Raw genomic sequence first — 10407 nt, forward strand, 5'->3', positions numbered from 1 at the left:
ATCTCTTCCTAGAGCAATTCCAGGAAAAGCGTGAAACGGTTTCCCGTCCGGAATTGCGTAATTTCAAGAGGTTAGATCATTTCACTGTCTCTGTGAAACAGTGAAATGATCTAGGAACGGAAGAGCCGCGAATGCAGGGTTTCGTGTCTCAAGGCCGAAATATCGGCGACGATCGTGGCCGAGCCAAGATCGTCCAGCGAGGCGGTTGCGGCTTTGCTTGCCGTCGCCGCGATGACCGGCTCGAGCGCTGCGATGACGCCCATGCCATCGCGCTGGCCGATGACGCCGCAGCGGATCGCCACCGAAACGCCGTTTGAAACGGAAGCGTTGAGAAAGGCGGCAAGCGCCGGCTCGAGACCGGTCTCATGGCCACCGGCAACGGCACCGACGGCCACCGGATAGGCGACAGTCTCGCCGAGTGCATCGAAGACCGGATGCGGCCACGACCGCGCAGCCGCCAGAAACGCCTGGCCCTGCAGCATTGTTTCCGCATGCCGCTCGCGACTTCCCGCCAGGGCTTCGGCAAGTTCCGCGGCCGCAGCCAGCCGCGCAGCATCACCGCAGGCTCGATAGCTTTCGGCAAGAAGCAGGGCATCGTTCCAGCCGGAGCCGTGGCAGACGACCGTCTCCAGCCAGGAGCGGAGCTCCGCCGCGTCCGTGACCAAACGATCATGAATCGCCTGTTCGAGCCCGCTGGAATAGGAGAAAGCACCGACCGGGAAGGCCGGAGACAGCCAGGTCGCAAGCCGCAGCAGCGCCTGCGTATCGGCCCGTTCAGCCATGGTGGTGGCCGTGGTCATGGTTGTGACCGCCGGCGTGGTAGGCGCCGCGCATCGGCTGGAAGGGTTCCGAAACCTCGCTCACCTCCGCGCCCAAACCTTCGAGCATCTGGCGGATGACCGGATCACGGGCAATCAGAATGCGTTTCGCCTCGATCTGCGCCGACAGATGGCGATTGCCGAGATGCCAGGCGAGCTCGATCAGATGCAGCGGGTCGCGCGGGCGGATTTCGTAAAGCGCCTCTGGCGCGGCAACGATCCGGATATAGCCGCCACCGTCGAGCACCAGGAGATCGCCGTCGGCGAGCATCACCGGTTCCCTGAGGTCCAGCATCACCACGTCGTCGTTTTCGAGATGCAGCAGCTTGCGCCGCAGGTGCCGCGCGTCGTGCGCCAGCGTCACGCTGTGGAGCGGCGCCTTGTCGCCCGGCCCCGGCGAGAGAACTTCAGTCGAGCGATACGGCATCTCAGAGTACCTCGACCTTTTCCGGGGTCACGAGCTCGATGCGCGCCTCGATCAGCAGGTCCGCCATAGCCGCCTGGAAGGTTTTCAGATGCGGCTCCTCGAAATGTGCATCGACGGCCGCCTTGCTCTGCCAGGTCTCAACGAACACCAGCGCATCGGGATCGGCCGGCTTGCGATAAAGGTCATAGGTGATGCAACCGGCCTCGCGCCGCGTAGCGTCGATCAGCGGTGCTGCCAGCGACACGACCTCATCTCCCTTGCCCGGATGCGCGGTCAGGTAGGCGATAATGTAAACCATTGAACCCTCGATATCTTTTCTATCCGCCAGTCTAGCAAGAAAAAGCCTCGACGCCAGTCGTGGAACCGCTTTTCAAGGTCTGCCTGCCCCGCATCGAGCAAGAAAAAGCCCGAAGACCGGATCCGATCTTCGGGCTTTCTCAAATCAGGGACGGTATGTCCTTGCCATCAGGCAGCAAGCTTCTGAGATTTCAACGTCTCCAGAATGTTCTGGGGCGAGGAAACGCCATAGGGGTCGCTGTCGCAATTGTCGGAGTAGCCCTCTTCCTCGAACCACTGCTCGACGACGCCGTTGTTGACGACGGCCGCGTAGCGCCAGGAGCGCATGCCGAAGCCGAGATTGTCCTTGGCGACCAGCATGCCCATCTTGCGGGTGAATTCACCCGAACCGTCCGGGATCAGCTTGACGTTTTCGAGGTTCTGGGACTTGCCCCAGGCATTCATGACGAAGGCGTCATTGACCGAGATGCAGTAGATCTCGTCGATGCCTTCGGCGCGGAAATCGGCGGTCAGCTTTTCGAAATCCGGCAGCTGATAGGTCGAGCAGGTCGGCGTGAAGGCGCCGGGCAGCGAGAACAGCACGACGCGCTTGCCGGCGAAGTAATCGTCGGTGGACACGTCCTCCCAGCGGAACGGGTTGGGGCCGCCAACGGCTTCGTCGCGAACGCGGGTACGGAACGTTACAGCGGGTACTTTTCTGCCAAGCATCGTCATCTCCTTTAGATCACAATGATTTGGTTCGGATCGACCCAAATCATCGACGTGATCGCTTCTCATAAGTCAGAGCGGGATGGGGGCGGAAACCGCATGCACTTTTCCTCATCCCGCTCCAGCGGCTCTCGGTCGGCAGGTCTTGGGAGGATTGCTGGCAACCGAGAAAAGGTCAGCCGCTTTCCTATCTGATCTTGCGCTGCGGCGCAGCACGAAACGGCCCGATTCACATGCGGGCATGGCAGCCATGCAAGAGTCGCATGGCTTCTGTTCATTCCACGAGGGCCTCAATTGTGGATGCGCAAGGACAGTCCGAGGCTCGGCGGGACCGGGTTCCACAAGCCTGTTCTCAAACCTGCTTCGCGCAGTGCCCGCGCCGTCCAGGTATTGCAGCCGAAAAGCGCATTGAAACTGCCCTCCGCTTCGAAGAAGCGGTCGTTGCCATTGTAGGAATAGCCGTCGATCGGAACGACAGCCCCGCCGTCACGCGTAAAGCCATCGGCAATGAAAGCGAGCAGCCGCTCATAGCCAGCCGCGTCCAGCTCGAAGCCGGCGACGGACGCTTGCGGTTCGGCGATCCGGCCGGCGACATCCACATGCATCACCGAGCGGTCGAGCGTCAGCGCCTTGAAGACCGGCATGGCCTTCAGCTCCGACCAGGTCGGCGTTTCCAGATAGAAGGAGCGCCCGCCCCAGCCGAAGATCAACCATTGTGCCTGTGGATGGGCAATCGGTACGCCGGCCGGCTCGATGAAACCGAACCGGACCCTCGTTTCCTTCGTCAAGGGCACGGCGATATCCGTGTGGATCGGACCTGAGAGCACCAGGATGCGCGTACCCCCCGCGCCCATCGCGGCGGCGGACGCCGGCAAGAGCGGCCGCGGCAGAAGCGTTCCGAGAACGACCGCCAGCACCGCCGCCAGCAGGCCGAAGAAAGCCCATTTCAGGCTGCGCTTCATGCTCGGCTCTTGCTCGCTCAGAACAGGAAGTAGCGCTGCGCCATCGGCACGATCGTCGCCGGCTCACAGGTCAGCAGCTCGCCGTCGGCGCGCACTTCATAGGTCTCCGGATCGACCTCGATATGCGGCGTCAGGCTGTTATGGATCATCGACGCCTTGCCGATGCCGCCGCGGGTGTTCCTGACGGCCACGAGCTGCTTGGCAACGCCGAGCTTGGCGGCAAGCCCGGCATCGAGCGAAGCCTGCGACACGAAGGTGACGGAGGAGCTTGTGCGGTTCTTGCCGTAGGCTGCAAACATCGGCCGGTAGTGCACCGGCTGCGGCGTCGGGATGGAGGCGTTCGGGTCGCCCATCGGGGCGATGGCGATCGAACCGCCGAGCAGCACGAAGTCCGGCTTCACGCCGAAGAAGGCCGGGTTCCAGATGACGAGATCGGCGCGCTTGCCGACCTCCAGCGAACCGATCTCGTGGCTGAGCCCATGGGCGATCGCCGGGTTGATCGTGTATTTGGCGATATAGCGCTTCACCCGGAAATTGTCGTTGTCGCCGGTTTCCTGCGGCAAGGGCCCGCGCTGGCGCTTCATCTTGTCGGCCGTCTGCCAGGTGCGGATCGCCACCTCGCCGACGCGGCCCATCGCCTGGCTGTCGGAGGAAATGATCGAAAACGCGCCGATGTCGTGCAGGATGTCTTCCGCCGCGATCGTTTCCTTACGGATGCGGCTCTCGGCAAAGGCGATGTCCTCGGGGATCGACGGCGACAGGTGATGGCAGACCATCAGCATGTCCAGGTGCTCGGCCAGCGTGTTCCTGGTGTAGGGCCGCGTCGGGTTGGTGGACGACGGAATGACGTTCGGCTGGCCGCAGATCTTGATGATATCGGGCGCGTGGCCGCCGCCGGCGCCTTCCGTGTGGAAAGCATGGATCGTGCGGCCCTTGATCGCCGCGATCGTATCCTCGACGAAACCGCTCTCGTTCAGCGTATCGGTGTGGATCATCACCTGCACGTCGTATTCGTCGGCCACACCCAGGCAGCAATCGATCGCCGCGGGCGTCGAGCCCCAGTCCTCGTGCAGCTTCAGCGAGGTGGCCCCGGCAAGCACCATCTCGACCAGTGCGCCCGGCCGCGAGGCATTGCCCTTGCCGGCAAAAGCGATGTTCATCGGAAAACCATCGGCCGCCTCGATCATGCGGGCAAGATGCCACGGCCCCGAGGTGCAGGTGGTGGCAAGCGTGCCATGCCCCGGCCCCGCACCGCCGCCCAGCATGCAGGTAAGCCCGCTGACCAGCGCCTCCTCGATCTGCTGCGGGCAGATATAATGGATGTGGCTGTCCATGCCGCCGGCGGTGACGATCTTGCCTTCGCCCGCAATCACCTCGGTCCCGGGACCGACGATGATGGTCACGCCCGGTTGGGTATCCGGATTGCCGGCCTTGCCGATCCCGGCGATACGGCCGTCCTTGAGGCCGATATCGGCCTTGACGATGCCCCAGTGGTCGACGATCAGCGCATTGGTAATGACCGTATCGACGGCGCCCTCCGCACGGGTCAACTGGCTCTGCCCCATGCCGTCGCGAATGACCTTGCCGCCCCCGAACTTCACCTCCTCGCCATAGGTGGTGAAGTCCTTCTCGACCTCGATGAAGAGTTCGGTGTCCGCAAGCCGCACCTTGTCACCGACCGTCGGACCGAACATGTTGGCATAGGCCGCGCGCGACATCTTGTAGGGCATGGTTCAGGCTCCTTGGGACGAAGTAGAAAGTGGATGAAGGCGGCGAAGGCGGCCTCTTGCTGCCAGGGCATCGACATAGCGGCGCTCGGCGGCAAAGGGATGCCATTGCCACCCGACATGGCCGAAGCCGGCGAGCACGACGTCGTCATCGGCTGTCGCGATATTGGACAGGATATCGGCAATGACGATCAGGCCGCTGGACGGAACGACGTAGGGATCCGGTGAGAAGCTGGCGAGATCATGGTCCAGTTGCTCATGCACCGCGGCCGGCACGATGCGAAAACGGCGGTTGGTCGAGCGGCTGAAACTCTCGAAACCGACGGTGTAGTCGTCACAGAAATCATCGAGGTCCGGATGCGTTTTCGCCAGGGTGCCTCGCATCGCGGCAAACTTCGCGCCGGAGCGGACGCACCAGATTTCTCGCGCCTCGCGCACCGCCGAACTCCTCTTCCACCGGCCGCCGCCGAGCATGGCAAGCCCGGGGCGCCCGGTGTTGCAGACGGCAACGATATCGGTCTTATGGCCACCGGAACCGACGGAACGGCAATCGTTGAAACGGACGACGATATCGGCGGAGTCGATCGACGCGCCCGCGACATCAGGCACTTCGCCATTGCCCACGATCATGATGGTGCGGCCGCCGCTCAAGGTCTAGTTTCCGTCAGGCTCGACAATGGCTTGGAGTTCCTTCGTCCGGGCCCTCGTCAACTCGGCGAGGCAACCGGAGACGAGCATCGGCTCCATCGAGCCCCCGCGGGCTTCGAAGCCCGAAAGCTCGCATTGGCCGTCACGGTAAGCGATCCAGGCGCGCTGCGCCTTCTTAAGGGCCTCTTCGGCGCCGACATAGTTCGCATCGATCGCGGCAAGCTCCTTGTCCTGCGCCTTCGTCGCTGCCAAGGCCAGCTTGTAAACCTTGTTCAACTCGACATCCGCCGCCTCGTAGTCCTTGTTGGCGCAAATGTTCATGTCCATCTGCGTGACGGCATTCTGGCAGTCGACTTTGTCCTCTTGCGCCAGAGCCGGCGCAAGAGGCAGAACGAGAGCGATGGCAAGGAGAGCGAGGCGGCTCATAGCTTGCCCATCACCTGCTGACGGAAGCCGTAGACCTCGCGCTTGCCGGAAAGGGGGATCAGCGTCACCTGGCGCGTCTGTCCCGGCTCGAAACGAACGGCCGTGCCGGCCGGAATGTCCAGTCGCCGACCGTAGGCGGCCTCCCGGTCAAACTGCAGTCCGGCGTTGGTTTCGGCGAAATGGTAGTGGCTGCCGACCTGGATTGGGCGGTCACCGGTATTGGCAACCTCGATGGTTGTTGTGTCGAGGCCGGCATTGAGCTCGATCTCTCCGGCAGCCGCGATGATTTCTCCTGGGATCATGGTTCTCTCCTCAAGCCGCCTTGGTGCCGGCGCAGCCCTCAGGCTTCAGTACCCGCTCGGTCGACGCCGGATATTTTTCAAGCAGGGCTGCCGGCCGCACCGGCCGCCGCGTGAATTCGCCGCCGCAGTTCGGGCAGGTGCCGCCGAGCTTTGCGTCGACACAATCCACGCAGAAGGTGCACTCGAACGTACAGATCATCGCCTCGCGGCTATCCGGCGGCAGATCCTTGTCGCAGCACTCGCAATTGGGGCGCAAAGCCAGCATGCTTGCCTCCTGAGATCATGGGTTGGACGAGACGACCGGAAGGGCCGTGTTTCCTTCGTTTAGCGGATCGGTTCGTGAACGGTGACGAGCTTCGTACCGTCGGGAAATGTCGCTTCGATCTGGATGTCGTGGATCATCTCGGGAATGCCCTCCATCACCTGATCGCGCGTCAGCACCTGGGCGCCCGCCTCCATCAGTTCGGCAACCGAGCGTCCGTCGCGCGCGCCTTCGACGACGAAATCAGTGATCAGCGCGATCGCCTCCGGATGGTTGAGTTTCACGCCGCGCTCCAGGCGCCGGCGCGCGACCATCGCCGCCATGGAAATCAGCAATTTGTCCTTTTCGCGCGGGGTAAGATTCATGCGTCGCCACCGGTTGTTCGTGAAGCAATTCCCAGGAAGTCTGCGGAGCGTTTTTCCGTCAGGAATTACAGAGTTTCAATGTGTTAGATCATTTCACAGTTTCAATAAAAATATAAAATGACCTAGAGAACCCAGACTTTCGGCACTGTCTTCTGCTTGCGCAAGTGCGAAATGAGGGGGATGAGGATTTTTCTGAGCGCGAACCCATCCGGCGCCACCAAGCGGGCAACCAGCTTGTCGCGGCCATCGACCTGGAAATGGCTGATGCCGACGCCAGCCTCACCGTCAAGGAGCAATCGAAGACGCGGCAACAAGGGCTCACAATCGGGACCGACATAGAGGAGCGTGGCAAAGGCGACCGCGCCGTCGAGCACCACCCGTCGCTGACCGAGGCTGGCGATCTCTCCGGCAAGCGCCAAATTGTCCGCATGCAGCAGCTTACCGTCGGCGCGGATGCGCCAGCGATCGCGGAAGAGCCCGGTTTGCACCACCTCGCCCATCGCCTTGCGACCAAGCAGAACCGCCTCCACCGCCAGGAACGTCGCGTCGGCGGCAAGCTCCACGTCCAAAGAACGCGACAGCGAGGCATGGTCGAAAAGGATCGTTTCCTGCGGCAGCCAGTCGACGCGCGCGCCGGCGGCAACCTCGATACGCGTGGCCACCGCGACCGTATCGGCACTCGCCTTGTAGATCTTCTCACAGGCCTGCGTCGTCACCGTCAGGTCGGTTCCGGCCCCTGCCACCACTTCCCAAACCATGCGGTCGCCGCCGGTGAGACCGCCGGAGGAATTAATGAGTACGGCTTCCATGGAGGCATCGAAGGTCTTCGGCAGGCGGATCTTGGCGCAGCCTTCCTGATAGAGTTCCGCAATGCGGCTCTGGCCGAGCGCCGTCTTGGCGACCAGCCGGCCCTTCCCCCAGGCCCGTTGCGGGGCGATGCTTGCTGCCTTGTTCATCCTCGACCGCCGAGCGGTGTCCTTCAATCCTTGGCGCCGCACCCGTTGGGCCGCTCGCCTTGCCTTCGCGCTATCGTCCGCATCGCGGCACGACAAGTCAAGTTATTGTTTTGCAAAGAAAATCGTCAAGCCGCTGCATTTCCGTGCAAGTGCTGCGCGAAAAACAGGCAATCGCTTACGCTATCCGATCCAGCGGCTCGCGCGCTCCGAAGAAAGCGGGGATGTTGTCGAGCGATGAGTGACGAGAATGCGGGGTTTCGAGCTCATGGCCGCCTCCGGCACAGTATTCGGGAGAGAGTGCACGAAACGGCGCGACGCGACAGCCATCTCGACAGGCGAAACACTTATCACGAAAAAGCCATGACCTCGACCAGAGGTGGGGGTCGCTTTGCCTACAGAAAAGCCCGGCGATCGCTCGCCGGGCCTGACAAATCGGACGCCAGGTCCGAAATCAGAACTACTCGTTCTGGAAGTAGCTGTACTTGCCGTCTTCACCCTTCTTCCAGGTGTACATGACGTAGTCCGGACGGGTGATGTCGCCCTTTTCGTCATAGCCGAGTTCGCCGATTGCGGTCTTGAACGGACCCTTTGCCTTGATGGCTTCGGCAACAGCCTGCGGGTCGTTGCCGCCCGAAGCCTTCGCGCCTTCGGCGATGACCTGGAGAGCGGCGTAAGCGTAGAGCGTGTAGGCTTCCGGTTCGAAGCCGGCAGCGCGGAACTTCTCGACGAGTTCCTTGGCAGCCGGGTTCTTGCGCGGATCCGGAGCGAAGGTCATCAGCGTGCCGTCAACGGCGTCGCCGGCGATCGAGGCCAGTTCGTTCGAAACGATACCGTCGCCCGACATCACGGTTGCCTTGAGGCCCTGGTCCTTCATCTGGCGCATGATCAGGCCGGCTTCGGTGTGCAGACCGCCGTAGTAGACGATCGAGACGCCGGCTTCCTTCATCTTGGCGATCAGCGCCGAGAAGTCCTTGTCGCCGGTGTTGATGCCTTCATAGAGGGCTTCGGTTAGGCCGGCTTCGTTCATCGCCTTCTTGGTTTCGTCGGCAAGGCCCTGACCATAGGGGGTCTTGTCGTGAACGACGGCGATCTTCGCGTCCTTGAAGTTGGCGGCGAGGTAGGCACCGGCTACGGCGCCCTGCTGGTCGTCACGGCCGCAGGTGCGGAAGGTGTTCCACAGGCCGCGCTCGGTGAACTGCGGGTTGGTAGAGGCCGGGGTGATCTGCAGGATGCCGTTTTCGGCGTAGACTTCGGAAGCCGGGATGGACACGCCCGAGTTGAAGTGGCCGACAACGAACTTCACACCGTCAGCAACGAACTTGTTGGCGACCGAAACGCCCTGCTTGGCGTCCGAAACGTCGTCGCCCAGGACAACCTTGATCTGTTCCCCATTGATACCGCCAGCAGCGTTGATGTCGGCGGCGGCCTGTTCTGCACCTTTCTGGAGCTGTGCACCGAATGCGGCGTTCGGGCCAGTCAGCGGGCCGGCGACACCAACGAGAACATCAGCCCAGGCGCTGCCGCTGAAGGCAACCATAGCCGTCAGCGCGACCGCCGACAGAAGAGACTTTTTCATCTTGTTACTCCCAATTATTCGAGCGGGTCTCGTTACCAACCTGCGCAACACCCACCATAGTTGCGCCGGTGTTTCTTTCGCACCGGCCGCGGCGGACCGGCGCGCGCTGTTCCCTTTATTTGGCTTTCCAGGAGAAAGGCGAAACCTTCTCATAGAGCCAATAGTAGTTATTGGTCATTTGCTTGGTCCGGTAGTACCGGAAACCTGCGGTAGCAAACAACAAAAGCACGATCGTGTCCACGATATAGTATTGCAGGTTGAACATCGTGCCCGCAAAGAGGGCGTGGTGGATGAAACGGATACCCAGCCCCAGCAATGCCACGTAGAGCAGCAGCCGTGGCATGCCTTCCCAGGTTTCGGCCACGCTCTTGCCCGTACGCCAGGCGGTCCAGCCGCCAAGCACGCAGCTTATGAAAAGAAACTGCCAGATCGACGTTTCTTCGTAGAGAATTCCCTGCATGTCACTTGCTCCAGATGCGGCCGATCAATGACGGCCGCCTTCGAGATAGGCCGCGCGAACTTCCGGATTGGCGAGCAGGTCCTTGCCGGAACCGCTCATCGTCACCCGGCCGTTGACCATCACGTAGCCGCGGTCCGAAAGCTTAAGCGCCCCGAAGGCGTTCTGCTCGACGAGGAAGACTGTCAGTCCCTCGTCCTTGTTGAGTTTCTTGATCGCTTCGAAGATGCCCTTGACGATCAGCGGCGCGAGACCGAGCGATGGCTCGTCGAGAAGCAGGAGCTTCGGCCGGGCCATCAGCGCGCGGCCGATCGACAGCATCTGCTGTTCGCCGCCCGAAAGCGTGCCACCGCGCTGTGCCTGGCGCTCCTTCAGACGCGGGAAAAGGGTAAACACCTTCTCCACGTCCTGATCGAAGTGCTTCAGGTTGTCGAGGCTCGCACCCATCTGCAGGTTCTCGAACACCGTCATGCGCG

General features: G+C 62.1%; 16 protein-coding genes. 1 reads left to right on the forward strand and 15 read right to left on the reverse strand.

Translation table 11 applies throughout. The features are described from left to right. Nucleotides 1–110: 110 nt before the first annotated feature. The 12 genes from ACQ5BM_RS23460 to ACQ5BM_RS23515 form a co-directional block, all read right to left on the reverse strand. Entirely contained in the window at nt 111–782 is a 672-nt protein-coding gene (locus ACQ5BM_RS23460; protein WP_429816658.1) for an urease accessory protein UreF, read from the reverse strand. Next, complete coding sequence (ureE, locus tag ACQ5BM_RS23465) at nt 775–1245, reverse strand: urease accessory protein UreE (RefSeq protein WP_429816606.1); 471 nt, start codon at nt 1243–1245, stop codon at nt 775–777. The genes ACQ5BM_RS23460 and ureE overlap by 8 nt, the downstream gene beginning before the upstream one ends. A 1-nt stretch (nt 1246) precedes the next feature. Next, nucleotides 1247–1543 (reverse strand): putative quinol monooxygenase, encoded by a 297-nt coding sequence (locus tag ACQ5BM_RS23470; RefSeq protein ID WP_429816609.1) that lies wholly within the window; start codon nt 1541–1543, stop codon nt 1247–1249. 167 nt (nt 1544–1710) lie between these two features. After that, nucleotides 1711–2250 carry a peroxiredoxin gene (locus tag ACQ5BM_RS23475; RefSeq protein WP_429816612.1) on the reverse strand — a complete coding sequence of 180 codons (540 nt, stop codon included), beginning with the start codon at nt 2248–2250 and terminating at the stop codon, nt 1711–1713. A 290-nt stretch (nt 2251–2540) separates the two neighbouring features. Then, on the reverse strand, nt 2541–3212 hold the full coding sequence (locus ACQ5BM_RS23480) for a TIGR02117 family protein (RefSeq protein WP_429816614.1): 672 nt from the start codon (nt 3210–3212) through the stop codon (nt 2541–2543). A 17-nt stretch (nt 3213–3229) separates the two neighbouring features. Further along, complete coding sequence (gene ureC / locus ACQ5BM_RS23485) at nt 3230–4942, reverse strand: urease subunit alpha (RefSeq protein WP_429816615.1); 1713 nt, start codon at nt 4940–4942, stop codon at nt 3230–3232. A 3-nt stretch (nt 4943–4945) separates the two neighbouring features. Next, a complete protein-coding gene (locus ACQ5BM_RS23490) occupies nt 4946–5590 on the reverse strand; it encodes a Urease operon accessory protein (protein ID WP_429816618.1) in 645 nt (214 codons plus the stop codon). 3 nt (nt 5591–5593) lie between these two features. After that, the gene (locus ACQ5BM_RS23495) at nt 5594–6013 is read right to left on the reverse strand and encodes a lysozyme inhibitor LprI family protein (RefSeq protein WP_429816620.1); all 420 of its coding nucleotides are present in this window, start codon (nt 6011–6013) and stop codon (nt 5594–5596) included. Then, nucleotides 6010–6315: an urease subunit beta gene (locus ACQ5BM_RS23500; RefSeq protein WP_429816623.1), complete on the reverse strand. Its 306-nt coding sequence runs from the start codon at nt 6313–6315 to the stop codon at nt 6010–6012. Before ACQ5BM_RS23500 ends, ACQ5BM_RS23495 begins: the two co-directional genes overlap by 4 nt. Before the next feature lie 10 nt (nt 6316–6325). Continuing rightward, complete coding sequence (locus ACQ5BM_RS23505; protein WP_429816626.1) at nt 6326–6580, reverse strand: DUF1272 domain-containing protein; 255 nt, start codon at nt 6578–6580, stop codon at nt 6326–6328. Nucleotides 6581–6639: 59 nt separating this feature from the next. Then, on the reverse strand, nt 6640–6942 hold the full coding sequence (locus ACQ5BM_RS23510) for an urease subunit gamma (protein WP_034794185.1): 303 nt from the start codon (nt 6940–6942) through the stop codon (nt 6640–6642). A 122-nt stretch (nt 6943–7064) separates the two neighbouring features. Next, nucleotides 7065–7898, reverse strand: coding sequence for an urease accessory protein UreD (locus ACQ5BM_RS23515; protein ID WP_429816628.1), 834 nt, complete (start codon nt 7896–7898; stop codon nt 7065–7067). Here ACQ5BM_RS23515 and ACQ5BM_RS23520 point away from each other — a divergent pair. Beyond that, a complete protein-coding gene (locus tag ACQ5BM_RS23520; protein WP_429816630.1) occupies nt 7891–8136 on the forward strand; it encodes a hypothetical protein in 246 nt (81 codons plus the stop codon). The two genes, ACQ5BM_RS23515 and ACQ5BM_RS23520, sit on opposite strands and share 8 nt — an antisense overlap. Nucleotides 8137–8355: 219 nt before the next feature. On the opposite strand, the gene ACQ5BM_RS23525 is transcribed toward ACQ5BM_RS23520, so the two are convergent. The 3 genes from ACQ5BM_RS23525 to ACQ5BM_RS23535 form a co-directional block, all read right to left on the reverse strand. Further along, nucleotides 8356–9474: a branched-chain amino acid ABC transporter substrate-binding protein gene (locus tag ACQ5BM_RS23525; RefSeq protein ID WP_429816632.1), complete on the reverse strand. Its 1119-nt coding sequence runs from the start codon at nt 9472–9474 to the stop codon at nt 8356–8358. Nucleotides 9475–9589: 115 nt separating this feature from the next. Next, nucleotides 9590–9934, reverse strand: coding sequence for a DUF6867 family protein (locus ACQ5BM_RS23530; protein ID WP_429816634.1), 345 nt, complete (start codon nt 9932–9934; stop codon nt 9590–9592). Nucleotides 9935–9958: 24 nt separating this feature from the next. Continuing rightward, nucleotides 9959–10407 (reverse strand): ABC transporter ATP-binding protein (locus tag ACQ5BM_RS23535; RefSeq protein WP_429816636.1); only part of this gene is annotated, 449 nt, incomplete at its 5' end.

This window comes from Ensifer sp. B1-9 (genome assembly GCF_050474445.1).
Taxonomy (GTDB): Bacteria; Pseudomonadota; Alphaproteobacteria; order Rhizobiales; family Rhizobiaceae; genus Ensifer.

Bases quoted from the DNA above. Each gene is read 5' to 3' on its own strand.
- ACQ5BM_RS23505 (WP_429816626.1), bottom strand. From the start codon at position 6,580: ATGCTGGCTTTGCGCCCCAATTGCGAGTGCTGCGACAAGGATCTGCCG.
- ACQ5BM_RS23470 (WP_429816609.1), bottom strand. From the start codon at position 1,543: ATGGTTTACATTATCGCCTACCTGACCGCGCATCCGGGCAAGGGAGAT.
- ureE (WP_429816606.1), bottom strand. From the start codon at position 1,245: ATGCCGTATCGCTCGACTGAAGTTCTCTCGCCGGGGCCGGGCGACAAG.
- ACQ5BM_RS23525 (WP_429816632.1), bottom strand. From the start codon at position 9,474: ATGAAAAAGTCTCTTCTGTCGGCGGTCGCGCTGACGGCTATGGTTGCC.
- ACQ5BM_RS23460 (WP_429816658.1), bottom strand. From the start codon at position 782: ATGGCTGAACGGGCCGATACGCAGGCGCTGCTGCGGCTTGCGACCTGG.
- ACQ5BM_RS23495 (WP_429816620.1), bottom strand. From the start codon at position 6,013: ATGAGCCGCCTCGCTCTCCTTGCCATCGCTCTCGTTCTGCCTCTTGCG.
- ACQ5BM_RS23475 (WP_429816612.1), bottom strand. From the start codon at position 2,250: ATGCTTGGCAGAAAAGTACCCGCTGTAACGTTCCGTACCCGCGTTCGC.
- ACQ5BM_RS23530 (WP_429816634.1), bottom strand. From the start codon at position 9,934: ATGCAGGGAATTCTCTACGAAGAAACGTCGATCTGGCAGTTTCTTTTC.
- ACQ5BM_RS23510 (WP_034794185.1), bottom strand. From the start codon at position 6,942: ATGAATCTTACCCCGCGCGAAAAGGACAAATTGCTGATTTCCATGGCG.
- ACQ5BM_RS23500 (WP_429816623.1), bottom strand. From the start codon at position 6,315: ATGATCCCAGGAGAAATCATCGCGGCTGCCGGAGAGATCGAGCTCAAT.
- ACQ5BM_RS23515 (WP_429816628.1), bottom strand. From the start codon at position 7,898: ATGAACAAGGCAGCAAGCATCGCCCCGCAACGGGCCTGGGGGAAGGGC.
- ACQ5BM_RS23480 (WP_429816614.1), bottom strand. From the start codon at position 3,212: ATGAAGCGCAGCCTGAAATGGGCTTTCTTCGGCCTGCTGGCGGCGGTG.
- ureC (WP_429816615.1), bottom strand. From the start codon at position 4,942: ATGCCCTACAAGATGTCGCGCGCGGCCTATGCCAACATGTTCGGTCCG.